25 protein-coding genes are annotated in these 23,701 nt (G+C 65.9%); 17 read left to right on the forward strand and 8 right to left on the reverse strand.

From position 1 onward, the window contains the following. The 3 genes from IVB24_RS05735 to IVB24_RS05745 all read left to right on the forward strand — a co-directional run bounded on the left by IVB24_RS05735 (position 1) and on the right by IVB24_RS05745 (position 4,148). Positions 1-771 (forward strand): enoyl-CoA hydratase, encoded by a 771-nt coding sequence (locus IVB24_RS05735; RefSeq protein WP_247772323.1) that lies wholly within the window; start codon positions 1-3, stop codon positions 769-771. Between the two features lie 125 nt (positions 772-896). Continuing rightward, positions 897-2,978 (forward strand): methyl-accepting chemotaxis protein, encoded by a 2,082-nt coding sequence (locus IVB24_RS05740; RefSeq protein WP_247772324.1) that lies wholly within the window; start codon positions 897-899, stop codon positions 2,976-2,978. Positions 2,979-3,209: 231 nt separating this feature from the next. Further along, positions 3,210-4,148 carry a dihydrodipicolinate synthase family protein gene (locus IVB24_RS05745; RefSeq protein ID WP_247772325.1) on the forward strand — a complete coding sequence of 313 codons (939 nt, stop codon included), beginning with the start codon at positions 3,210-3,212 and terminating at the stop codon, positions 4,146-4,148. Between the two features lie 136 nt (positions 4,149-4,284). On the opposite strand, the gene IVB24_RS05750 is transcribed toward IVB24_RS05745, so the two are convergent. The 3 genes from IVB24_RS05750 to IVB24_RS05760 are packed head-to-tail and all read right to left on the reverse strand — an operon-like array spanning position 4,285 to position 6,851. Next, on the reverse strand, positions 4,285-4,983 hold the full coding sequence (locus IVB24_RS05750) for a DUF1045 domain-containing protein (RefSeq protein ID WP_247772327.1): 699 nt from the start codon (positions 4,981-4,983) through the stop codon (positions 4,285-4,287). Between the two features lie 18 nt (positions 4,984-5,001). Further along, a complete protein-coding gene (locus tag IVB24_RS05755) occupies positions 5,002-6,195 on the reverse strand; it encodes an alpha-D-ribose 1-methylphosphonate 5-triphosphate diphosphatase (RefSeq protein ID WP_247772328.1) in 1,194 nt (397 codons plus the stop codon). After that, entirely contained in the window at positions 6,192-6,851 is a 660-nt protein-coding gene (locus IVB24_RS05760) for a chloramphenicol acetyltransferase (RefSeq protein WP_247772329.1), read from the reverse strand. Before IVB24_RS05760 ends, IVB24_RS05755 begins: the two co-directional genes overlap by 4 nt. A 172-nt stretch (positions 6,852-7,023) precedes the next feature. On the opposite strand from IVB24_RS05760, the gene phnC reads away from it, so the two are divergent. The 4 genes from phnC to phnE (IVB24_RS05780) all read left to right on the forward strand — a co-directional run bounded on the left by phnC (position 7,024) and on the right by phnE (IVB24_RS05780) (position 10,628). Beyond that, positions 7,024-7,833 carry a phosphonate ABC transporter ATP-binding protein gene (phnC, locus tag IVB24_RS05765; RefSeq protein ID WP_247772330.1) on the forward strand — a complete coding sequence of 270 codons (810 nt, stop codon included), beginning with the start codon at positions 7,024-7,026 and terminating at the stop codon, positions 7,831-7,833. Between the two features lie 65 nt (positions 7,834-7,898). After that, entirely contained in the window at positions 7,899-8,828 is a 930-nt protein-coding gene (gene phnD, locus IVB24_RS05770) for a phosphonate ABC transporter substrate-binding protein (RefSeq protein ID WP_094976496.1), read from the forward strand. Positions 8,829-8,898: 70 nt separating this feature from the next. Then, positions 8,899-9,783, forward strand: coding sequence for a phosphonate ABC transporter, permease protein PhnE (phnE, locus tag IVB24_RS05775; RefSeq protein ID WP_140481418.1), 885 nt, complete (start codon positions 8,899-8,901; stop codon positions 9,781-9,783). After that, positions 9,780-10,628: a phosphonate ABC transporter, permease protein PhnE gene (phnE, locus tag IVB24_RS05780; RefSeq protein ID WP_247772332.1), complete on the forward strand. Its 849-nt coding sequence runs from the start codon at positions 9,780-9,782 to the stop codon at positions 10,626-10,628. Before phnE (IVB24_RS05775) ends, phnE (IVB24_RS05780) begins: the two co-directional genes overlap by 4 nt. A gap of 126 nt (positions 10,629-10,754) precedes the next feature. Here the strand turns inward: phnE (IVB24_RS05780) and phnF are convergent, their stop codons facing one another. Further along, positions 10,755-11,486 (reverse strand): phosphonate metabolism transcriptional regulator PhnF, encoded by a 732-nt coding sequence (gene phnF / locus IVB24_RS05785; protein WP_247772334.1) that lies wholly within the window; start codon positions 11,484-11,486, stop codon positions 10,755-10,757. Between the two features lie 117 nt (positions 11,487-11,603). Between phnF and phnG the strand changes: the two genes are divergently transcribed. Genes phnG through IVB24_RS05830 form a run of 9 tightly spaced genes read left to right on the forward strand, consistent with a single transcriptional unit; the run spans position 11,604 to position 18,577 of the window. Then, complete coding sequence (gene phnG / locus IVB24_RS05790) at positions 11,604-12,068, forward strand: phosphonate C-P lyase system protein PhnG (protein ID WP_247772335.1); 465 nt, start codon at positions 11,604-11,606, stop codon at positions 12,066-12,068. A 4-nt stretch (positions 12,069-12,072) separates the two neighbouring features. Next, on the forward strand, positions 12,073-12,681 hold the full coding sequence (gene phnH, locus IVB24_RS05795) for a phosphonate C-P lyase system protein PhnH (RefSeq protein ID WP_247772336.1): 609 nt from the start codon (positions 12,073-12,075) through the stop codon (positions 12,679-12,681). A 4-nt stretch (positions 12,682-12,685) separates the two neighbouring features. Beyond that, positions 12,686-13,789: a carbon-phosphorus lyase complex subunit PhnI gene (locus tag IVB24_RS05800; RefSeq protein ID WP_247772337.1), complete on the forward strand. Its 1,104-nt coding sequence runs from the start codon at positions 12,686-12,688 to the stop codon at positions 13,787-13,789. Then, positions 13,786-14,676, forward strand: a complete 891-nt coding sequence (locus IVB24_RS05805; protein WP_247772338.1) for an alpha-D-ribose 1-methylphosphonate 5-phosphate C-P-lyase PhnJ — start codon at positions 13,786-13,788, stop codon at positions 14,674-14,676. Before IVB24_RS05800 ends, IVB24_RS05805 begins: the two co-directional genes overlap by 4 nt. Then, positions 14,669-15,460 carry a phosphonate C-P lyase system protein PhnK gene (gene phnK, locus IVB24_RS05810; protein WP_247772339.1) on the forward strand — a complete coding sequence of 264 codons (792 nt, stop codon included), beginning with the start codon at positions 14,669-14,671 and terminating at the stop codon, positions 15,458-15,460. The genes IVB24_RS05805 and phnK overlap by 8 nt, the downstream gene beginning before the upstream one ends. A gap of 22 nt (positions 15,461-15,482) precedes the next feature. After that, the gene (gene phnL, locus IVB24_RS05815) at positions 15,483-16,181 is read left to right on the forward strand and encodes a phosphonate C-P lyase system protein PhnL (protein ID WP_247774049.1); all 699 of its coding nucleotides are present in this window, start codon (positions 15,483-15,485) and stop codon (positions 16,179-16,181) included. A gap of 11 nt (positions 16,182-16,192) precedes the next feature. Continuing rightward, the gene (locus tag IVB24_RS05820) at positions 16,193-17,350 is read left to right on the forward strand and encodes an alpha-D-ribose 1-methylphosphonate 5-triphosphate diphosphatase (RefSeq protein WP_247772340.1); all 1,158 of its coding nucleotides are present in this window, start codon (positions 16,193-16,195) and stop codon (positions 17,348-17,350) included. Then, positions 17,347-17,943, forward strand: coding sequence for a phosphonate metabolism protein/1,5-bisphosphokinase (PRPP-forming) PhnN (gene phnN / locus IVB24_RS05825; protein WP_247772341.1), 597 nt, complete (start codon positions 17,347-17,349; stop codon positions 17,941-17,943). Before IVB24_RS05820 ends, phnN begins: the two co-directional genes overlap by 4 nt. A gap of 22 nt (positions 17,944-17,965) precedes the next feature. Continuing rightward, a complete protein-coding gene (locus tag IVB24_RS05830) occupies positions 17,966-18,577 on the forward strand; it encodes a pyridoxamine 5'-phosphate oxidase family protein (RefSeq protein WP_247772343.1) in 612 nt (203 codons plus the stop codon). Between the two features lie 140 nt (positions 18,578-18,717). On the opposite strand, the gene IVB24_RS05835 is transcribed toward IVB24_RS05830, so the two are convergent. The 4 genes from IVB24_RS05835 to IVB24_RS05850 form a co-directional block, all read right to left on the reverse strand. Further along, a complete protein-coding gene (locus tag IVB24_RS05835; RefSeq protein WP_247772344.1) occupies positions 18,718-19,449 on the reverse strand; it encodes a 3-oxoacyl-ACP reductase family protein in 732 nt (243 codons plus the stop codon). A gap of 167 nt (positions 19,450-19,616) precedes the next feature. Further along, a complete protein-coding gene (locus IVB24_RS05840) occupies positions 19,617-20,399 on the reverse strand; it encodes an alpha/beta hydrolase (RefSeq protein ID WP_247772345.1) in 783 nt (260 codons plus the stop codon). Between the two features lie 4 nt (positions 20,400-20,403). Continuing rightward, the gene (locus tag IVB24_RS05845; protein ID WP_247772346.1) at positions 20,404-21,699 is read right to left on the reverse strand and encodes an O-acetylhomoserine aminocarboxypropyltransferase; all 1,296 of its coding nucleotides are present in this window, start codon (positions 21,697-21,699) and stop codon (positions 20,404-20,406) included. A gap of 115 nt (positions 21,700-21,814) precedes the next feature. Next, positions 21,815-22,606: an IclR family transcriptional regulator gene (locus tag IVB24_RS05850; RefSeq protein ID WP_247772348.1), complete on the reverse strand. Its 792-nt coding sequence runs from the start codon at positions 22,604-22,606 to the stop codon at positions 21,815-21,817. Positions 22,607-22,734: 128 nt separating this feature from the next. On the opposite strand from IVB24_RS05850, the gene IVB24_RS05855 reads away from it, so the two are divergent. After that, positions 22,735-23,700: a tripartite tricarboxylate transporter substrate binding protein gene (locus IVB24_RS05855; protein WP_247772349.1), complete on the forward strand. Its 966-nt coding sequence runs from the start codon at positions 22,735-22,737 to the stop codon at positions 23,698-23,700. The last annotated feature ends 1 nt before the right edge of the window (position 23,701 follow it).

The following is a 23,701-nucleotide window of genomic DNA, read 5'->3' on the forward strand; positions in this document are numbered from 1 at the left end:
ATGACCGAGCACGTCCGGATCGAGAACAATGGCGGAATTTTCACCCTCACGCTGGCGCGCCCCGACAAGAAGAACGCGCTGACGGATGCGATGTACGGCAAGCTCGCCGACAGCATCGAATCCGCCGAGTTCGATCCGTCGGCCCGCGTGATCCTGATCCGCGGCGAGGGTGACATGTTCACCGCCGGCAACGACGTCGGCGAATTCGCCGCGGTCGCGGCCGGCAAGTCCGAGGGCAGCCGCAACGTCGTGCGCTTCATCCAATCGCTGGCCCGCTGCACCCGGCCGCTGGTCGCTGCCGTGCAGGGCCGCGCCGTCGGCGTCGGCACCACGATGCTGCTGCATTGCGACCTGGTCGTGCTCGCCGACAACGCGCAATTGTCGACGCCCTTCGTCAGCCTGGCGCTGGTGCCGGAGGCCGCGTCGAGCCTGCTGATGCCGGCGCGCATCGGCTACGCCCGCGCCTACGAAATGTTTGCGCTGGGCGAGACCGTGCCGGCGCAGGCCGCGCTGCAATGGGGCCTCGCCAACCGCGTGGTGCCGCTCGACAAGCTCGATGCCGAGGCGCTTGCGCTGGCGCAACGTCTTGCCCGCCAGCCGGCCGGTGCGCTCACGGCGACCAAGAAGCTGATGCGCAATGGCGAGGTGTTGCTCGCGCAGATGCAGGCGGAAGGCGAGCACTTTGCACAACGTTTGCGCACCGCCGAGGCGCGTGAGGCGTTTACGGCCTTTGCCGAGCGCCGTCCGCCCGATTTCACCAAGGTCGCGTAGAAGGCGACCGGCCGCTGCGGGAATGGGTGCAGGGGAGATCAACTCAATTCAATTAAAACCTTAACGGAACTTTGGCATGTCGCGGTGCAAGGTGGCCACTCTTTCAGAGTAGGCCCTTTGACCCCATGGCAATGTTTAAGAAATCGGTAAGCTCGCTTCTCCTGACGTTGATGGCCCTGCTGGCCATCGGCGCGCTGGCCTCGACGGCGTTCCAGATGGCGGGGGCGTTCGGCCGCTACAGCGACAGTCTCGAGACCGAGCGGCTTGCCGCGGCCGACAAGGCGATCTTCCATGGTGTGCTCGCGCTGCGCAACAATCGCGGCGACGCCCAGAGCGCGCTGCTCGGCGAGGACGATCCACGTGCCAAGCTCGGCGCCGCCGAGAAGGCCGAGCAGGGCGGCTACGAAGGCATCAGTGCCGCGCTCGCGACCGTGGACTTCGCGCGTCGCGACGAATTAGCCAATACGCTGAAGCAGCGCTGGAATGACGCGTCGCCGCAATTTCAGCTGTTCTACGACGAGGCCAAGCGTCCGCGCGCCGAGCGCAAGATCGAGCGGACCAGTTCCTGGTACGATGCCGTCACCAAGGTGATCGACACCGCGAACCTCGCCTCCACCGCGGTGTCGAACCGTGCCTGGATGAACGATCCCTATATCGCGCGCATGATTCAGGTGCGCCGCTTCGCCTGGCAGGTCCGCGATCGCTATGGCATTCATTGCTCGTCCCTCCGCTCGAATGTCAACGGCAGCAAGCCGCTCGACGACGCCCAGAAGCGGACGGTGGCGCAATGGGACGGCACCATCACCTCCGGCTGGGCAGGCATGGCCGAGTTGCTGGCTGCGCCCGACGCGCCGGCGGAACTGGTGACGGCAGCGACGGATGCCAAGGCCAAGACCGATGGCGTCCTCAAGCAGATCAACGAGCTCACCGGGAATTTCGACGGCAGCGGCAAGCCGGCGATGCCCCCCGCGGAATGGAACGCGCTGTGCCAGTCGCCCTTCGCGCCGATCGTGGCGGTCGCCAACAAGGCCCTCGACCAGTCGATCGCGCGTGCTGAGACCGTCCAGCAGAAGGCCCTCATCAACCTGATCGTGCAGTCGTTCGCGTTCCTGCTCGCGTTGGCCGTGACGGTGGCCGGCGTGTTCGTGGTGCGCAATCGCCTGATGCGTCCGGTTCGCGCCATTCTCGACGCCATTGCCCGCATCAGCGCGCGCGACTATGCGACGCCGGTGCCGCAATCCCGGCATCCCGACGAATTCGGCACCATGGCTGCGGCACTTGAAAGCCTGCGCGAGAGCGCGGCGACGGCCGAGCGCCTGGGCCGGGAGCGCGAATCGCAGCAGGCCTTGCAGCTGGCCCGCTCCGGGACCGTCGACGAAGCCTGCCGCAGTTTTGACGACACCGTGCAGGCGGTCATCCAGAGTGTCGTGGCCTCGACGCGGGAGCTCGATGCCACCGCCACAGGCGTGCGCTCGCTGGTCTCGCAATCGAGCAGCCAGACCTCCGCGGTCTCGTCCGCCGCCGAACAGGCCACCAACAATCTCGAGACCATTGCGGCTGCGACCGAAGAGCTCTCCGCTTCCGTCGGCGAGATCTCCGCGCAGGTGCAGTCCAGCGCCCGCGAAGCGCGCGAGGCGGTGTCGCAGGCCGAAAGGACCAACGCGACGGTCGAGATCCTCGACCAGACCGCAGGCCGCATCAGCGAAGTCGTGAAGATGATTCACGCCATCGCCGGTCAAACCAATCTTCTCGCACTGAACGCTACCATCGAGGCCGCACGCGCGGGCGAAGCCGGTCGCGGCTTTGCCGTGGTCGCCGGCGAGGTCAAGAGCCTTGCGGCGCAGACGGCGACCGCCACGGAGGAAATCTCGCGCCAGGTCGAGGAGATCCAGGGCGCGACGGGTCAGGCGGTCGCAGCCATCCGCTCGATCGGCGGTTCGATCAGCGGCATCGACGAGAAGATGACGGCGATCGCCGCCGCCGTCGAGGAGCAGCGCGCGGCCACCACCGAGATCTCGCGCAACTTCCAGCAGGCCGCACAGGGCACCCGCGAAGTCACCGACACCATCGGCAGCGTCGCCAGGCTCAATCAGGAAACCGGCAGCGCCGGCACGGTGTTGTCGGAATCCGTCAAGAAGATGTCGGCCGACGCCGATCGTCTCCGCGTCGCGGTCGAGGGCTTCCTGGGCGCGGTCAAGACCGCGTAGTTTAGCGGGCTCTCACCACGGGGGTCTGATGACTCGCCACGAGAAGAGACCTCATCCTGAGGGCCCGCCGTAGGCGGGCGTCTCGAAGGATGGCTGCGAGTGACCTTCCTCCCAGTTCTTCATCCAGCGTGGCGCGGCCATTGCCGCCGGTCCGCGCGGCGGCTACATCTGTGCCGCCTCGCGCCGTGAGCTCGGCGACAGACGCAAGACATATCAGGGATGGAGAGTTCGATGCCGGTCACCCCAGACAAGGCCCAGCGCCCCTATCGCGGCGTATTTCCGGTCGCGCCCACCATCTTCGACGAGCGCGGCGAGCTCGACCTCGAGGGCCAGCGCCGCTGCATCGATTTCATGATCGACGCCGGCTCGAACGGCCTCTGCATCCTCGCCAATTTCTCCGAACAGTTCGTGCTCACCGATGCGGAGCGGGAAACCGTGATGCACGCGGTGCTGGAGCATGTCGCGGGCCGGGTTCCCGTCATCGTCACCACTACGCATTTCAGTTCGGCCGTCTGCGCCGCGCGCAGTAAGCAGGCCGAAGCCGCGGGCGCCGCCATGGTGATGGTGATGCCGCCCTATCATGGCGCGACCTTCCGGGTTCCTGAGAAGGGCATCGTCGAGTTCTTCAAGGTGCTGTCGGGCGCCATCACCATTCCGATCATGATCCAGGATGCGCCGGTCGCGGGCACGCCGCTGTCGGTCGATCTGCTGGCGCGGCTGGCGCGCGACTTCGCTAACATCCGTTATTTCAAGATCGAGGTGCCCGGCGCGGCCTCAAAGCTCCGCAGCCTGATCGAGGCGGGCGGCAAGGACATCGAGGGCCCGTGGGACGGCGAGGAGGCGATCACGCTGCTGGCTGATCTCGATGCCGGCGCCACCGGCGCGATGACCGGCGGCGGCTATCCCGACGGCATCCGCCAGATCGTCGATCCCTATTTCGCCGGTGACCGCGAGAAAGCGAAGGCCGCCTACGAGCGCTGGCTGCCGCTGATCAATTACGAGAACCGTCAATGCGGCATGATCGCCTGCAAGGCGATGATGCAGGCCGGCGGCGTGATCAAGTCGGATGCGGTGAGGCATCCACTCCAGCCGCTGCATCCGGCGACGAAAGCGGGTCTGCTGGAGCTTGCGAAAGAGCGCGACGCGCTGGCGCTGCGGTGGGGGAAGTAGGGCTGCACACACCGCAGTCGTAGGGTGGGCAAAGCGAAGCGTGCCCACCAATCGTGTGCCGTCGAGAAGAGTGGTGGGCACGGCGCTTTGCGCCTTTGCCCACCCTATGAAGGCTGAGCATGACGCGCGATCTCGGCTAACTCACCAGTACCCACTCTCCGACAATGCGAAACCGCGCCTTCGCATCATCCTGCCGAAACAGCGCGATGCGGTCGATCGCCAGCGTCCCGATCCCCAGCGCTGCAAACCGTTCCCGCAGCATCGCCAAAATCGGCCCGCGCCGCTCCGCGTCCAGCCGTCCCGTCAGCGTCATGTGGAAGCGGAATTCTTCCATCAGGTAGGGGTAGCCCCAGCGGTCGAGATAGTCGCGCTGCCGCTCGCTCAGCTTTTCGGGCCTGCGCCGCGCACGATCTTCCGCAGACAGTGCGGCGCGAAACGAATCGAAATCGCGGACGCAATCTGCGGCGAGCTGCTGGAGCGCATCGACCGGCTCGGCCGGAATGACAGCGATGAAGCCGCTGATGGCATCGACAACAGGGCGGATCACGGGAAGCGGCCGCGCCTTGCCGGCGAATACCGTGCAGGCGGCTATCAGCTCCGCTTCGGTCCTGCCTGATACGAGCGCCATCGGCGCCTTCAGCGTGGCGTGAAAGCCGTATTTACGGGGATCGGCGCTGATGTCGCGCCAGTCCGGCGCGACATGCAGCGCACCATGCGGGAACGGCAATTCGTTGCCGGTGTAGGCATCATAGCCGAGCAGCTCGGCGCCGAAGCGGGACAGCGCGGCGTCGCTGCCGGCGGCAAAATAGACAGCGTAGCGGGGGAAACCTGTCATCGGCTCAGCATAACCACTTTAGGCCGCGACGACAGCCTCGCGCGGCGCTGCCACAGTACTCAGCAGCCGCGTCGCATCGGTGAGATGCACGAGCTTTCCGCCTGATATCACCGCAATCAGCCGCGGCCGCAGCTTCACGCTGTCGTCGACCAGCAGGATGTCGGCGCGGCGGCCTTCCGCGAGCACGCCGCGATCGGCAAGGCCGGTGGCGAGCGCCGGCCCGGCCGAGACCAGGCTCCAGGCCTCGGTCAACGGCAGCACGCCATCGGCGGCAAGCCGGAACGCGGCGAGCAGCTGCGCCGGATAATAATAATCCGACGCCAGCACCGAGCAGAGCCCCTTGGCGATCATGTCGGAGGCCTTGGTCCAGCCGGTGTGGCTGCCGCCGCGCACGACGTTCGGCGCACCGTAGACGATGGCATCGCCGTGGCTTGCGGCCGCCTGCGCGGTCTCCTCGTTGACCGGAAATTCCGCGATGCCGGCGCCGAGTTCGCGAAATTCCTGGCGCATCGCCGGCGTCGCATCGTCGTGCGAGAGCATCCGCACCTCGGCCGCGCGGGCCGCGGCGGCCAGCCGCGCAACCGAAGCCGGCACCTCCTGGGCGCGCGAGACCACGCGCTCGACCAGCCGGTCGAATGCCTCGGCTGACAGCCCGGTGCGCTCCACCATGCGGTTGCGCTTGCGCGGCTTGGCCATGTCGGCGACCGTACCATCCATATGGTCGTTGAAGGCGAACAGGTCGACGCGGCCTTCCGAGAGCCACAGGCTGATCTCGTCCTCGGCGTCGAGATTGTAGGTCTCGTGCCGCAGATGGAAGCGGGTGTCGGCGGCGAATTGCGGGCGCTGGCGCTCGATCGCTTCCATCAGGCCGCGCGCATTGTCACTGCTGCGCAGGCCCGGCTCCCAGGAGCAGGTGGTGGCGTGAAACACCGTGGTGATGCCATTGCTGATCGCCTGGCGGTCGCTGTCGGCGAGCGCGACGTCGATCGGAAAATCGACACCGGCGCGCGGCATCATCTGCCGTTCGAAGGCATCGCCATGCAGATCGACGATGCCGGGCAGCACCAGCAGGTTGCGCGAATCGATCGCCAGCCGCGCCCGGCCACGAGAGCCACCAATCTTTGCAATGTCCGTTCCGGAGACGAGGAGCGAGGTTTCGACGAGTTCGGCGCCGATCAGGGCCCGACCGCCTTCCAGGAAAATGTCTGTCACGCGACCGCGCTTCGTTTGCTGGTTGAGGGACTTGTCCGTGCTTCGTATGTCGCAAGAAAATCTTCAATCCCGAGCTTGCGGAAATCGGGCAGCGCTTCGCGCAATTTGTCGTGATCCCAGTCCCACCAGGCGAGCTTGGCGAGCCGTCCGGCGATCTCCTCCGAGAACCGCCGCCGCACGATGCGGGCTGGATTGCCGGCGACGATGGTGTAGGCCGGCACGTCCTTGGTGACGATGGCGCCGGCCGCGATCACCGCGCCGGTGCCGATGTTGCGACCCGGCAGCACGATCGCGCCATGGCCGATCCAGACGTCGTGGCCGATATGGACGTGATGCTGGCGCCGCCAGTCGAAGAAATCCGTATCGTCGCTCTCGCCTTCGAAATAGGCGCTGGAGCGATAGGTGAAATGCGCCTGGGTCGCGCGATGCATCGGATGATTGCCGGGATTGATGCGCGTCATCGCCGCGATCGAGCAGAACTTTCCGATGGTGGTGTAGGTGATTTGGGCGTCGTTCACGACATAGGAGTAATCGCCCATCGCGACATCGTGCAGGATCGTGCGCGCGCCGACCTCGGTATAGGCGCCGAGCCTGGTCTCGTGCAGCTTGGCGGAGGGGTCGATGGTCGGCTGGACCGAGAGGATTTTGGCGGCCATGTTGCATCCGAGGCGCGAGGGCGGGTGTTCCTCTTCGAGCGGCTTGATGACGATGTCATGACATGACGATGACAGGGGATGAGGTGTACAGGGTCGCGGCACTGCAATGCCGGTGTCACACAAGTGTCAAGCGCCGGCGTTAGCGGTGGGCCCAGTTAATCTGGAGCCCTGCATGCTGGTGGTGGAAGGTCTGACGTGTCGCTTCGGCGCGAAAGCCGCGGTCGACGACGCTTCGTTTGAGGTTTCCCCGGGTGGCTTCGTCGGTGTGATCGGGCGGTCCGGCGCCGGCAAGTCGACCCTGCTACGGACGATCAACCGGCTTGCGACGCCGTCGCAGGGCCGCATCCTGTTCCACGGCCTGGACGTCACCGCGCTGCGCGGCAAGGAATTGCGGCAGTGGCGGGCGCGCTCGGCCATGATCTTCCAGCAGTTCAACCTGGTCGGCCGGCTCGATGTCCTCACCAACGTCCTGATGGGACGACTTGCGACGATGCCGGCCTGGCGCTCGCTGTCGCAGCTCTGGCCGGAACAGGACAAGGCGCTGGCGATGTCGGCGCTGGAACAGTTCGACATCGCCTCGCTCGCGGCCCAGCGCGCCGACCAGCTCTCCGGCGGCCAACAGCAGCGCGTCGCGATCGCGCGTGCGCTGGTGCAGCAGCCCGACATCATCCTCGCCGACGAGCCGATCGCATCGCTCGATCCGCGCAACACCAAGATCGTGATGGATGCGCTGCTGCGCATCAACAAGCATTTCGGCATCACCGTGCTTTGCAACCTGCATTCGCTCGATCTCGCCCGCAGCTATTGCGACCGCCTGATCGGCATGGCGCAGGGCCGCGTGGTGTTCGACGGCGCGCCGGCCGAGTTGACCGATCATGTCGCGCGCGAGCTTTACGATCTCGAAGCCGCAGACGTCATGGGCGGCACGCCTGTACCGGCGCCCGAGGGCATTCCAGCGCTTGGAACGGCGGCCGCCGCCTGAGCGGCGCCTCATCTGTTTAGTTGCCAGTTTTGCGTCAACCGACCCCAACCGATGAAGAGGGAACCATGATCACTCGCAGACTAGTCCTTGCCGGCACTGCCGCGCTCGCCTTTGCCGGATCCGCTTCCGCCGAAGACTGGAAGACGAAATATCCGGAGATCACCTTCGCCGTGATCCCGGCCGAGAACGGCTCCGGCGTCACCGAGCGCTACGGGCCTTTCGTCAACTATCTGTCGAAGGAGCTCGGCATCAAGGTGACCCTGCGTGTCGCCAACGACTACGCGGCCGTCATCGAGGGCCAGCGCGCCGGCAACATCCATATCGGCTATTACGGCCCGGCCTCGTTCTCGCGCGCCCGCCTGACCGGCGTCAAAACCGACGCCTTTGTGATCGACGTCAACGCCGACGGCTCGAAGGGCTATTACTCGGTGTTCTACGTGCTGGCGAAGTCGCCGTACCAGAAGGTCGAAGAGCTCAAGGGCAAGAATCTCGGCCTGGTCGATCCGAATTCGACCTCAGGCAACAACATGCCGCGTTTCAAGCTGAACCAGATGGGCATCGATCCCGACGCCTATTTCTCCAAGGTCATCTTCACCGGCAGCCACGAGAATGCCGTGCTGGCCCTGGCCCAGGGCACGGTCGACGTCGCCGCGAATTGGTGGAATGCCGACGACGATTCCAACCTGACCCGCATGCTCAAGAAGGGCATGGTGAAGTCGGCCGACGGCACCGTGATGAAGAAGGAAGACTTCCGCATCATCGTGAAGTCCGACCTCATCATCAACTCGCCCTACGCCTACCTCAGCGACCTCCCGGACGACATGAAGGCGGCGATCAAGAAGGCCTTCCTCGAGGCGGCGCAGAAGGACCCCGAGGCGTTCAAGAAGCTCTCCGACGGCAAGAACAAGCCGTGGGAGCCGATCGCCAATGACGATTACAACAAGACCATCGAGCTGATTAAGTTCGTCGACAATCTGCGCAAGAAGGCGTCCTGATCACGTCAGGACGATGCACTGGAGCCGGGTCGATGGACCCGGCTCTTTTTCTTGATGGATCGCCCAACACATGACGCTCGCCGTTTCGATTCTCCCCGAACAGCAGCTCGCGGTGCTGAATGTGGCCTACCGCAAGGCGGTTGCCCGCAAGCGCCTGCGGCTTACGGCGGGTGCAGGGCTGTTTGTTGCTGCGCTGATCGTGGCCTCGATCGGCGCCGAAGTTAACCTGCGCACCCTCTTCACCTATTTCGGCAATTTCGTCAGCTATTTCGACCGTATTCTCACGCTCGACAACGGCCAGCGGGTCTGGACCAATTTTGGCGAGTGGTTCTGGGGGTGGCACAATTGGCTGAAGCTGCTCGCCGAGACCCTGCTGATCAGCTATGTCGGTACGCTGATCGGAGCGGTGTTCGCGTTCGCGCTCAATTTCTTCGCGGCCGAGAATACTTCGCCGGGACCCTGGCTGCGCTTCGTGGTGCGGCGGCTGCTCGAGTTTGCCCGTACCGTGCCGGGCATCGTATTCGCGCTGATCTTCGTGATCGCCTTTGGTCTCGGCCCGATGGCTGGCGTGCTCGCGATTGCGATCCACTCCACAGGCGCGCTCGGAAAGCTGTTTTCCGAGATCGTCGAGAATGCCGACATGAAGCCGGTCGAAGGCATCCGATCGACTGGCGCGAGCTGGCTCTCCTGCATGCGCTTTGCGATCCTGCCCCAGGTCTCGGCGGGCTACGTGAGCTACGCGCTGTTGCGTTTCGAGATCAATGTGCGCGAGGCCTCGGTGATGGGTTTCGTCGGTGCCGGCGGTATCGGACAGGAGCTCATCGTCGCGATCCGCAAGTTCTACTACTCCGATGTCAGTGCCATTCTCGTGACGATCATCGTCACGGTCTTCCTGATCGACATCACGACCGGCTGGGTGCGCGGCCGACTGTTCGGCAAGGAGGCGCGAACGTGAGCAAGCCGCCCGAAGTTGATGCCGCGCAGATGCGCGCGCGCTATCCCGATGTGTTCGAGCGGCCGGCTGCGGCGCAGCTCGCGACGCCGGCAATGATCGTCGCGGCGTTCGCGATTTTCATCTATGGCCTCGTCGACCTCGATTTTTCGCCGTCACGGCTCTTCAACGGCCTCAGCCAGCTCGGCTGGATCAGCATGATGATGATCCCGCCCGATCCCGGCTCCTCGCTGCCGCTATATCTGAAGGCGATGGGCGAAACGCTCTCGATTGCGCTGCTCGGCACCACGCTGGCTGCGCTGTTCGCGCTTCCGGTCAGCCTGTTTGCCGCGCGCAACGTGGTGCCGTCGGTCATCCTGCGTTTCCCGGTCCGCCGCTTCCTGGATTCGATCCGCGGCGTCGACACGCTGATCTGGGCGCTGGTGTGGATCAACGTCGTCGGGCTCGGCCCGTTCGCCGGCGTGCTCGCCATCGCGGTGTCGGATTTTGGCGCCTTCGGCAAGCTGTTCTCCGAGGCGATCGAGGGTGCCGACCAGAAGCAGGTCGAAGGCATCCGCGCTTCCGGCGGCAGCGCGCTGCACGAGATCCGTTTCGGCCTGCTGCCGCAGGTGCTGCCCGTCATCGCCGGCCAGGTGCTCTATTTCATCGAATCCAACACCCGCTCGGCCACCATCATCGGCATCGTCGGCGCCGGCGGCATCGGCCTTCAGCTCGCCGAGCAGATCCGCGTGCTGGAATGGCAGAAAGTGTCGTTCCTGATCCTGATGATTTTGGTCGCGGTGGCCGCGATCGATTTCATCTCGGGCAAGCTGCGCTTTGCGATCATTGGGCGCAGGGCGGTGGCTTAGTTGCAGCTGCCGTAGGGTGGGCAAAGCGAAGCGTGCCCACCACGTCAACTCAGCTATCGGGGAGAGATGGTGGGCACGGCGCAAGTGCGCCTTTGCCCACCCTACGAGTCCTGCGTGGTCGATTGCTCACCCGTTCTCCACCAAAAACTCCACGCGCTCCGCCGCGAACCGCGAATGCTTGGTCATCAGCGGCTTGCCCTCGAGATCATGGTCGGTCGCGTCGACCACCAGGATCGGCCGTCCGAGTGCCAGGTCGAGCCGGGCCGCGTCGGTAGCGTCGACGATGCCGGCCGTGATCCTCGTCGCGCCGCGGCGATAGTCGCGCACGCCGTAATGTTCCAGCAGCTTCGTCATCGAGCGCGTCGCCGCGAACACGGCGCCGGCGCCTGGAAACAATTCCGCCGACAGCCAGGTGGTGGAGACGCAGATCGGCGTGCGGTCGGCCAGCCTGATCGCCTCGATTCGCACCAGGGGCGCGCCGGTCTTCAAGCCGAGCTCGCGCGCCAGCTCACGGGTCGCGACATCGTCGGTCGCCTCGATCAACTGCCCGCGCGGCTCGCGGCCGCCGGCGCCGACGATCTCGGAGAATCGGGTGCGCGAACGCAGGGGATAGGCGAGCTTCTGCGCCTCGACATAGGTTCCGCTGCCGCGCTCGGCACGCACGAGGCCGCGCTCGGCAAGGGCTGCCAGCGCGCGCCGCACGGTGTGGCGGTTCACCCGATAGGTTTCGGCGATCTCCATCTCGCCCGGCAATTTGTCGCCGGCCGCGAAACGGCCGTCGGCGATGCCGCGCTCGATGCCGTCGGCAACGAGGCGCCATAGCGCGACGCCCGAGGAGGCGGTGTCCTGCATGCTCATGTCGCGGCAACCTACTCCAGAAATCACAGCTTTGTCACGAAACAGTCATGGCGCTCCCTTATGAAGTTGTCTATTATCATAGACAACTTCGATGCGGCAAGTTCGGTCGGAAAGTCGGTGGATCAGGTGACCCAGCACAACAACCAGCAAGCCCAGCGCCAGGCCGCCATGGCCGTGCTGGCGCACGCGGAGGCGGGCGAGATCGCCGCCCGCCTCCGCGACTTCGTCCTGCCGGCCCATCAGGATTTGCGCGCGCCGGAGAACGGCCTCGTCATGCTGCGCGGCAGGGTCGGCGGCGACGGCGCGCCGTTCAATCTCGGCGAAGCGACAGTGTCGCGCGCGGCGGTGCGGCTGGCGAGCGGCGAGGTCGGGTTCGGCTACACGCTCGGGCGCGACGGCGAGAAGGCGCGGCTGATCGCGCTGTGCGACGCGCTGGTGCAGTCCCGGGATTTTAGCGCGGCGGTGGAGCGGGACGTTATCGCCCCGTTGCGTGAGCAGCTTATGACGGGCCGCAAGCAGGCGGCGGCGGAGACCGCCGCGACGAAGGTTGATTTCTACACCATGGTGCGCGGTGAGGGGTGAGATCATGACCACGATTGCGGAATTGCCGCCCGGTTTCGTCGACAAGGTGCTGTCGGCGCAATCGACCTTTCGCTCGGTGATGGACGCGATGGCGCGGCCGGGCTCGGTCCAGCGCATTGTCCCGATGGCTGGAGCGCCCGATACGATGATGCGCGGCACCGCCGCGATCGCTTTGACGCTGTTCGATCACGACACGCCGCTCTGGCTCGACGCGCGGATGGCGGAGAGCCCGGAATTGGTGAAATGGCTGAAATTCCACACCGGCGCGCCGGTGGTGCAGGATTCCTCGATTGCGAGTTTTGCGCTGATCAGTGACGGCGGTGCGCTGCCGCAACTCGAACGCTTCGCGCTCGGCACCAGCGAATATCCGGACCGGTCCACCACATTGATCCTGCAGGTCGACAGCCTCGACGCAGGCCGCAGTTTCGAGCTGCGCGGCCCTGGCATCGACGGCGTCGCGATGCTCAATGCGTCGGTCAAGCCGTTCGATCTGTTCGAGCGCCTGCACGTCAACGAGGCGCTGTTTCCGCGCGGCATCGATGTGGTGCTGGTCGCCGATGACGCATTGGTCGCGATTCCCCGCACCACGCGCATCGCGAGCAAGGGAAGCTAGAAGCATGTATGTCGCAGTCAAAGGCGGCGAACGCGCCATCGAGAACGCCCATCGCCTGCTCGCAGACAAGCGGCGCGGCGACCAAAACGTTCCGGAAGTCACGCTCGACCAGATCTCGGAACAGCTTGGGCTGGCGGTGGACCGCGTCATGAGCGAAGGCTCGCTCTATGACCGCGAGCTCGCGGCGCTGGCGATCAAGCAGGCGCGCGGCGACCTGATCGAGGCGATCTTCCTGGTTCGCGCCTTCCGCGCCACCTTGCCCCGTTTCGGTGCGAGCGAGCCGGTGGACACCGGTGCGATGCGGGTGCAGCGGCGAGTGTCCTCGACCTTCAAGGACATTCCGGGCGGCCAGATCCTCGGGCCGACCTTCGATTACACCCACCGCCTGCTCGATCCCGCGCTCGCGCAAGGCTTCGTGCCGGAGGCGCCGGCAACGGCTGATGCGTCGACGGCGCCGACGCCGCGCGTGACCGATATTCTCGGCCGCGATGGGCTGATCGAATCTTCGCCGCAGGCCGAAGAGGGTGCCAGCGTCGGCGATCTCACTCGCGAGCCGCTGAATTTTCCGGCGGATCGGGATCTGCGGCTGCAAAACCTCGCGCGCGGAGACGAGGGTTTTCTGCTCGCGATGGGCTATTCCACCCAGCGCGGCTACGGCCGCAACCATCCCTTCGCCGGCGAGATACGCTTTGGCGAGGTCGAGGTGGAGTTCTTGGCGGAAGACGCCGGCTTCGCCGTGCCGCTCGGCTCGATCGAGCTCACCGAGTGCCAGATGGTCAACCAGTTCAAGGGCTCTGCGACCGAAGCGCCGTGCTTCACCCGCGGCTATGGCCTCGCCTTCGGGCAGAGCGAGCGCAAGACCATGTCGATGGCGCTGGTCGATCGCGCCCTGCGCGCCCGCGAACTCGGCGAAGAGGCACTGGCCCCGGCGCAGGATGAAGAATTCGTGATGTCGCATTCGGACAACGTCCAGGCCACCGGCTTTGTCGAGCATCTGAAGCTGCCGCATTACGTCGACTTCCAGTCCGAGCTCGGCCTGCTCCGCAAGCTGCGCAAGGAATTCACCGATGCCCAGGCGCCTGACGCCATGAAGGAGGCCGCGGAATGAACGCGCCTACCTACAACTTCGCCTATCTCGACGAGCAGACCAAGCGGATGATCCGCCGCGCCATCCTGAAGGCGATCGCGATCCCCGGCTATCAGGTGCCGTTCGCCAGCCGCGAAATGCCGATGCCCTATGGCTGGGGCACGGGCGGCGTGCAGGTCACCGCCGCGATCCTCGGGCCCGCCGACGTGCTGAAGGTGATCGATCAGGGCTCCGACGACACCACCAACGCGATCTCGATCCGCAAATTCTTCGCCAAGACCGCCGGGGTCGCCACCACCACGGCGACTGAAGATGCGACCTTGATCCAGACCCGTCACCGCATCCCCGAGACGGCGCTGAGCGAGAATCAGGTGCTGGTCTATCAGGTGCCGATCCCGGAGCCGCTGCGCTTCCTCGAGCCGCGCGAGACCGAGACGCGGCGCATGCACGCGCTGGCCGAATACGGCCTGATGCATGTGAAGCTCTATGAGGACATCGCCCGCTTCGGCCACATCGCGACGGCTTACGCCTATCCGGTGAAGGTGAACGCGCGCTACGTGATGGACCCGTCGCCGACGCCGAAATTCGACAATCCCAAGATGGACAACTGCCCGGCGCTGCAGCTGTTCGGTGCCGGCCGCGAGAAGCGCATCTATGCGATCCCGCCCTACACGAAAGTGGTGTCGCTCGATTTCGAGGATCACCCGTTCGAGCCCTACCGCTTCAACGCGCCCTGCGCGCTGTGCGCCGCGGAGAACTCCTATCTCGACGAGATCGTCACCGACGACAAGGGTAGCCGCATGTTCGTCTGCTCGGACACCGACTATTGCGAGGGCCGCCAGGCCGCCGGCCATCACGGCAGCGAGAGTGCCGCGCCGTACAAGGAGAAGGCGAGCTCACATGGCTGATCTGCTTGAAAACGACGAGCCGCTGCTGGTCGCGACCTCCCTCAGCAAATCCTTCGGTCGCATCGCCGCGTGCCGCGACGTGTCCTTCGCGCTCTATCCGGGCGAGGTGCTGGCGATCGTCGGTGAATCCGGCTCGGGCAAGTCGACGCTGCTGCAACTCCTGTCGGGCCAGCTCGCAGCCAGTGCCGGCCGCGTCTCCTACCGCATGCGCGACGGCGTCCTCCGCGATCTCGCGACGCTCGGCGAAGCCGAGCGGCGCTTCCTGTATCGTACCGACTGGGGCTTCGTGCATCAGGATCCCGCGCAGGGCCTGCGCATGGCGGTCTCGGCCGGCGCCAATGTCGGCGAACGGCTGATGGCGGTGGGCTGGAACCACTACGGTCGCATCCGCGACACCGCCTCCGACTGGCTCACCCGCGTCGAGATCGACACCGCGCGCATCGACGATGCGCCGCGGACCTATTCCGGCGGTATGCGCCAGCGGCTCCAGATCGCCCGCAACCTCGTCACCGAGCCGCGGCTGGTGTTCATGGACGAGCCGACCGGCGGGCTCGACGTCTCCGTGCAGGCACGCCTGCTCGATCTCCTGCGCAGCCTCGTCGCCGAGCTGCAGCTCGCCGTCATCATCGTCACCCACGACCTCGCAGTCGCGCGGCTGCTCTCGCACCGCGTGATGGTGATGAAGGGCGGCCGCGTCATCGAAACCGGTCTCACCGATCAGGTGCTCGACGATCCGCGCGAGCCCTATACGCAGCTCCTCGTCTCCTCGATTCTGCCGCCATGAGATTTTCCAGATGAGCCGCCCAATGACCGCCATGATCGACGTCGCCAACGCCAACAAGACCTTCACGATGCACCTGCAAGGCGGCATCGAACTGCCTGTCGTCAGCGGCGTGACCTTTCACGTCGACGCGGGCGAATGCGTCGTGCTGTCGGGCCCGTCAGGCGCGGGTAAATCGTCGATCCTGAAGATGATCTTCGGCAATTACCGCTGCGATAGCGGCCGCATCGGCATCCGCCACCGCGGCGCGCTGATCGATCTCGCCAGCGCCGAGCCGCGGCAGGTGCTCAACGTCCGCCGTTCTACCATCGGCTATGTCAGCCAGTTCCTGCGCGCCGTGCCGCGGGTGGCCACCATCGACGTCGTCGCCGAGCCGCTGATCGTGAACGGCATGCCACGCACCGAGGCGCAGGCGCGCGCCGGCGAGTTGCTGCACCGCCTCAATATCCCCGAGCGTCTGTGGCAGCTTCCGCCCGCGACCTTCTCGGGCGGCGAGCAGCAGCGCGTCAACATCGCGCGCGGCTTCATCTCGGACCTTCCGATCCTGCTGCTGGACGAGCCGACCGCTTCGCTCGACGCCGCAAACCGTGCGGTGGTGGTCGAGCTGGTGGCCGAGAAGAAACGCCAGGGCACAGCCATGGTCGCCATTGTCCATGACGACGAAATCCGCCATCTGATTGCCGACCGCATCGTCGACGTCACCAGCTTCGCCGCCGCGGCCTGAGGGATATGGAAATGAACGCCAAGCCGAAGGACATTGTGATCGCCAACGCCAGGATCGTGCTGGCCGATCGGGTGATCGAGCAGGGCTGGCTCGCTCTTGCCGACGGGCGCATCGCCGAGATCGGCGAGGGCGCTGCGCCTGCGGGCGCCGAGGATGCCGGCGGCGACCTCATCATGCCGGGCCTGATCGAGCTCCACACCGATCATCTCGAAGCCCATTACGTGCCGCGCCCGAAGGTGTTCTGGAATCCGGTCGCCGCCGTGATCTCCTATGACGGGCAGCTTGCGACGTCGGGCATCACCACCGTGTTCGACTCGCTCCGGGTCTGGCGCGAGGACGGCGCGGAGGAGGTCGACGGCCGCGCCGGCGTGCTCGCCGCCGCGATCACGACAGCGCGCGAGGCCAGCCTGCTGCGCGCCGATCACTTCCTGCATCTGCGCTGCGAAATCCCGATGCCGAGCGTGGTCGAGGAGGCGAAGGAACTGATCGACCGTCCCGATGTCAGGCTGATGTCGCTGATGGACCACACGCCGGGCCAGCGCCAGTTCCGCGACGAGGTCAAGCTGCGCGACTATTACCGGGGCAAGGGCGGCGGCAAGACCGATGCCGAGCTCGACGAACTGTTCGCAAAGCGCTTCGAATATCAGAAACTCTATGCCGCGACCAACATGCGCGAGATCGTGTCTCTGGCTCATTCGCATAATATTCCGCTGGCGAGCCATGACGACACCACCGAGGAGAACGTCGCCGACGCCGTGCGCGACCGCGTCTCGGTGGCGGAATTCCCGACCACGCTGGAGGCCGCGCGCGGCCTGCACGAGGCCGGCATCGACATCCTGATGGGTGCACCGAACGTGGTGCGCGGCGGCTCGCACTCCGGCAACATCGCCGCGGTCGATCTCGCCCGTGAAGGCCTGCTCGATATCCTGTCTTCGGACTACATTCCGTCGAGCCTCCTGATGGGCGCGCTGCAATTGCCCGAGCATGTCCCCGCGATCGGCCTTCCCGCGGCGATCCGCACCGTGACCAAGGCGCCCGCCGAGGCGGTGGGCCTCACCGACCGCGGCGAGGTCGCGATCGGCAAGCGCGCCGACCTCATTCGCGTGCATGTCGCAGGCCACGTCCCTGTGGTCCGCAGCGTCTGGCGCGAAGGAAGCCGCGTCGCATGAGCGAGACAGCGACCATGGCGGACGGGCGGGCCGGCGCGATCGGCCCCGGCCGGCTCGTGCTGGTGGTCGGTCCCAGCGGCGCCGGCAAGGACACGCTGCTGCGGCTGGCGCAGGCGGCCTGCGCTGACGATCACGACATTGTCTTTCCGCGCCGAATCGTGACGCGTGAACCCTCCGCCGACGAAGACAATGTCGCGCTCGGTCCCGACGAATTCCGCCGAGCCTGCGAGCATGGCGATTTCGCCGTGCATTGGGACGCGCACGGGCATTCCTATGCCCTGACGCTCGACATCAACGACGATATCCGCGCCGGCCGCACAGTCGTCGCCAACGTTTCGCGCACCGTGATCGGCGCGCTGCGCCAGACCTATGCTGACGTCGTGGTGGTCGCGATCACGGCGCCGCCGGATGTGCTGGCCGCGCGGCTGGCCGCAAGGGCGCGTCAAAGCGACGGCAACATCGCCGAACGCCTCACCCGCAGCGTCGACGACAGGTCGGCGCAGGCCGATGTCACCATCCTCAATGCCGGCAGCGCGGAGTATCACGCCCGCCAGCTGGTGCGCGTGATCAGGAACGAGGGCTGGCAGGATTAGCCACCACAGCAGGGAGAACGGAATGTCGGTGATTGAAACGATCGAACAGCTGGAGGCCATCTACGGCGCCACCAACGACGCCTCGACCGTGAAAGTCGCCGACCACGTCACCCCGCTTTATCGCATCTTCATCGAGAAGGCGCCGTTCGCCGCGCTCGCCACCGTCGGACCCGAAGGCATCGACTGCTCGCCGCGTGGGGACTTGCCCGGCTTCGTCCGGATCCATGATCCCAGGACGTTGATGCTGCCGGATCGCCGCGGCAACAACCGGGTCGATTCCCTGCGCAACATCGTGCGCGATCCCAGGGTGTCGCTGATGTTCCTGATTCCCGGCTCCGGCAACGCGGTTCGCGCCAACGGCCGCGCCCATCTCTCGGTCGATCCCGAGCTGTTGGCCTCGTTCAAGGTCGAGGGCAAGGCGCCGCGCAGCGTCATGGTGATGATCGTCGATGAAATCTACTTCCAATGCGCCCGCGCTATCGTCCGCTCCGATCTCTGGAATCCCGACAAGCGCATCGACCCCAGGACGCTGCCGACGCCCGGCCAGATCCTCGCCGAGATGAGTGACAACAAGGTCGGCGGCGCGGAATACGATCGCATCTGGCCCGAGCGCGCGGCGGCGACGATGTGGTGAACGTTTTACCTTCCACGAGTCCGGAGTCGTAGGGTGGGCAAAGGCGCACTTGCGCCGTGCCCACGAATTCTCACCGATTCCACACAGATCATGGGCACGCTTCGCTTTGCCCACCCCACGGCTCGCTCGTATACCGCCTCCTAATTGAACGCCATGCCCCCGCTCAGCGCGATCGTCTGCCCGGTCATGTAGGCATTGTCGACCAGCAGCATCACCGCTTTCGCCACTTCCTCTGCCGTACCGAAGCGGCCGAGCGGGATGCGGCTGACGAGTTGCGGCTGGCCTCTCATCATGTCGGTCTCGATCAGCGACGGCGCGACCGCGTTGACGGTAATGCCATCCTTCACGAGTCGCGCCGCATAGCCTCGCGTCAACCCCTCCATGCCGGCCTTGGATGCATTGTAATGCGGGCCGATCGAGCCGGCCCCGCGCGCAGCGCCCAACGAGATGTTGACGATGCGGCCCCACGCCCTTGCGCGCATCGACGGTATCACCGCTTGCGTGCACAGAAACGCGGACTTCAGATTGACCAGGATCGTTTGGTCGAAATCCTCCTCGGTGAGATCGTCGACGCCGCGTGTGATGGCGATGCCAGCATTGTTGACGAGGATGTCGATCGGCCCGAGCCCGCCTGTCACGCGCTCGACCATTCCGGCCACGGCATCGCGCTGCGAGACGTCGGCGGCGACGACGATGGCGCGGCCGCCCTGCTTGCCGATCTCGCCTGCCAGCTGCTCGGCCTGCCCGATCTGTTCACGGCAATTGATCGCCACGGCGGAACCGGCCTCGGCCAGCGCAAGACAAACGGCGGCGCCGATCCCGCGCGAGCCGCCGGTGACCAGCGCCGTGCGTCCTTTGAGACTGTCCGACATGAGAAGCTCCGATTGATCCATCGACGACCGCATCGTCGAATGGCAGCCACCCGCATTCAACTCACAAGGTCGCTATACGAAGTCAGCTCCGGCGGCGCTTCGGGGTGCGCTTGCCCTGGTCCACCTCATAGATGTCCGACCGCACGCTAGGGGGAGGATTGATCCCATCAGCCCTTCAATGCTGCCAGCAATTCATCCGGGCGCTCGGCCATGATCATGTGACCCGCGCCCTTCACGGTGACGGTCTTCGCATGCGGGATCGCGGCCGCGAGCGCCTTGCCCGCCTTCGCCGGCGTCATCATGTCGCGCTCGCCGAGGATGAGGGTCGTCGGCACCTTCACGCCCGCGGCGGCGCTCAGCGCATTCGCGTAGGCATTGCAGGCCGAGAGATCCCTGAACAGCACGCCCGGCTCGCAAGCCTTCAGCACAGCCTGGGCGCCACCGTGCATCCACAGGCCCGGCGCGAGGCTGCCGCCGAGCTCCGCGTTGAAGCCGAGGCCCCAGATCGAGACCATGTCGCTCGCATCCTGCGAGTTGGCCTCGGCGGCCTTCAGCAGGTCGGGGCCGACCGTCATGGTCGCGGCGGTGCCGATCAGGCTCAGTGCGGAGACCTTGTCGGGGTGACGTGCAGCCGTTTCCAGTGAGATCAGCGATCCCATGGAGTGGCCGATCAGGTGGGCTTTGGCTACACCGGCCGCGTCAAGCAATGCGGCCGTCCAGTCGGCCATATCCGCGATGCTTGCCAGCGAAGGCCCGGCCGATCGGCCGTGGCCGGGCAAATCAGGCGCCAGCACACCAAATCCGTGATGGGCGAACCAGCGCGTGTGCAGCGCCCAGGTCGAACGGTCGAAGCCGGCGCCGTGGAGGAAGACCACCGCGGGCAGGGACTTGTCGAATTCGCGGCCGCCGGTTGCGACAAACACCTCGGCGCCGTTGACGGAGAGCTTCATGGTCTCAAACCTTTTGCGAGATGCGCAGCGCCTGGGAGAGATCGTCGATGATGTCGGAGGCCGTCTCGATGCCGACCGACAGCCGCACCAGCTCCTCGCCGATGCCGGCCGCCTTGAGCTGCTCGGCGTCCATCTGCTGATGTGTGGTCGAGGCGGGGTGGATCACCAGCGTCTTGGCGTCGCCGACATTGGCAAGATGGCTGATCATGCGCAGGCTTTCGATGAACTTGCGTCCCGCGGGCCGTCCGCCCTTGATGCCGAAGGAGACGATCGAGCCGGCGCCGCGCGGCAGCAATCGCTTTGCCAGCTGATAGTCCGCGTGGTCCTCCAGCGAGGGATGCAGCACCCAGTCGACCGCCTTGTTCGACTTCAAGGCTTCCAGCACGAGGTGCGTATTTTGGATGTGGCGGTCCATGCGCACGCCCAGCGTCTCGACGCCCTGCAGCAGCTGGAACGCGTTGGTCGGCGACAGGCAGGCGCCGAAATCGCGCAGGCCCTCGGTGCGCGCGCGCATGATGAAGGCGGCGGTGCCGAACTGCTCGTCGAAGACGATGCCGTGATAGCCGCCATAGGGCTCGGTCAGCACGGCGAACTTGCCTGACGCGCGCCAGTCGAAGCGGCCGCCGTCGATGATCGCGCCGCCGATCGCGATGCCGTGGCCGCCGATCCATTTGGTTGCCGAATGCATCACGATGTCGGCGCCGAGTTCGATCGGCCGGCTGAGATAAGGCGTGGCAAAGGTGTTGTCGATCAGCAGCGGGATTTTCGCGTCATGGGCGATCGCCGCGACCTTGGGGATATCCAGTACTTCCAGCCCGGGATTGCCGATGGTCTCGCCGATCACGAGCTTGGTGTTGGGCTTGATCGCCGCGCGGAACGCGTCGAGGTCGCGCGGTTTGACGAAGCTGGTGGTGATGCCGAAGCGCGGCAGCGTGTGCGCCAGCAAATTGATGGTGCCGCCGTAGAGCGAGCTGGAGGCCACGATGTGATCGCCGGCATTGAGGAGCGTCGCGATGGCCAGATGCAGCGCGGCCATGCCGCTCGCGGTGCAGATCGCACCGACGCCGCCCTCCAGCGCGGCGAGCCGCTCCTCCAGCACGCCGGTGGTCGGGTTCGAGATGCGCGTATAGATGTGGCCGGCGCGTTCCAGGTTGAACAGCGCCGCGGCGTGATCGGAATCCTGGAACACGTAGGACGTGGTCTGGTAGATCGGCACCGCGCGGGCGCCGGTCGCGGGATCCGGATGCTGGCCCGCATGCAGGCTCAGGGTCTCGAAGGCAGGTGGTTTCGGCGCGGGCATGCTTGGCCTCGTGGGTCGGTCGACGATGGCGCCCTTGTGCCACAAAATGGCGTGCCAAGTCAGCCATTGACAGCGCCGGAGACGGTGCACTCCCTCGCCTCGCTCTTCGGGGAAGCTAGCCGCGAATGGCATGCTCGATGATCTGCGCCTCGCGCAGCAGGATCTCCGCGACCTCCTGCTCGCGCCTTGGCCCGAGCCTCGTCCGAACGGCGGAGACGGTCATCGCCGCGGCCGGCTGCCCATCCGGGGTCTTGATCCAGGTGGAGATCGACTTGGTGCCTTGCACGAGACCGATCTCCCGCATGCCATATCCCCGCCGCCGCGCCGCGGTGACCTGGCCGAGCACGGTGGCAGTGTCGGTCTGGTAGGCGGCCAGTCGCTTCTCGTTCGCTGCGACGATCTTTCGCGCCTCCGGCGCCGGCATCGCGGCGAGGATGGCGACGCCGGCGCTGGAGACGCCGAGCGGCCGGCGCGCGCCGACTTCGATCGACAGCACTTGGATCGGATAGATTCCGATCCTGCGATCGACGCACAGCGTGTCGTTTCCGGTGCGCACCGTCAGGAACAGCGTGTCGCCGATTTCGGTGGAGGCACGTTGCAGTGACGGATTGGCGGCGATCAGCAACCGCGACGGCCGCGGCCGTGCCAGCGCCAGCTCCGGCACCTGGTTGCCGATCGCGTAGCGGCCGGTCCGCTCGTGCCGCTCGACGATGCCTTCCTCGATCAGCACGTGGACGATGCGATGCACGGTCGGCCGGGTGAGGCCGGTTGCCCGGATCACCTCGGCCAATGGCACCCCGTCCTCGCGCCCTGCGGCAAGAATGCGCAGCACGGCGAGCGCGCGGCGGATCGCCTGCGCGCCCTGCCGCGGCTCCATCGCGTTGCGGGTGAATCTGGTTCTGTCCATAATATGGACAAGAACGCCACAATTCACTCGACAGGACAAGCGCGCATCTGGAGATTGCGCCCCGATCGCGTTGCCATGCGCATCACCGCATTCGACATAAAATTTGGAAGCGCTGCCGGGAGGTTAACATGAGATTAATCTGGATTGCCATAGCTGCCGCCACCGCGATGCTGGCAGGGCCCGCGTCCGGCCAGCAATGGCCGGCGCGCAGCGTCAAGCTGATCGTGCCTTATCCGGCCGGCGGCAATGTCGACAGCGCCGCGCGCATCGTCGCCGACAAGCTTCAGGAAAAGCTCGGCCAGCCCTTCATCATCGAGAACAAGGCCGGCGCCGGCGGCATGATCGCGGGCGAAGCCTTCGCGAAGTCGGCGCCCGACGGCTACACGCTGTTCGTCGGCGCCAACGGTCCGGTGCTGTTCGCGACCGAGATCAACAGGCGCGAAGCCTATAATTGGAAAAAGGACTTCATGCCGATCTCGACGATCTCGATGACGCCGCTGGTGCTCGAGGTCCATCCGTCGGTGCAGGCCAACACGTTCAAGGAATTCATCGACCTCGCCAAGCGCGAGCCCGGCAAGCTGACGATGGCCTCGCCCGGCCCCGGCACGACCAACCATCTGCTCAGCGAGCTGATGCAGGAGAACCTCGGCCTGCAATGGGTCACCGCGCATTACCGCGGCAACGCGCCTGCGATCAACGATCTGCTCGGCGGCCAGGTGCAGTTCGCGTTCGACCAGCTCACGGTCAGCCTCCAGCACATCAAGGCCGGTCTGTTTCGCGCGCTCGCGGTCACCAGCCCGCACCGCCTGAAGTCGCTGCCCGACGTGCCGACCTTCGCCGAGCTCGGCTACAAGGATTTCGACGGCCAGACCTTCACCGGCCTGTTCGCGCCGGCAGGCACGCCGGCGCCCGTCATCGACAAGCTGCACGAGACGCTGGCTGCGATCCTGAAGGACCCTGCCGTGGTCGACAAATTCGAGAAGCTCGGCGGCGAAGCCGTCGCGATGACGCCGGACGAATTCAAGGCCTATCTCGTGCGCGAGGACGCCAAGTGGATTCCGGTGGTGCGCAAGGCCAACATCAGGGCGGATTGAT

The sequence above is a fragment of the Bradyrhizobium sp. 192 genome, from assembly GCF_023100965.1.
Classification (GTDB): domain Bacteria; phylum Pseudomonadota; class Alphaproteobacteria; order Rhizobiales; family Xanthobacteraceae; genus Bradyrhizobium; species Bradyrhizobium symbiodeficiens.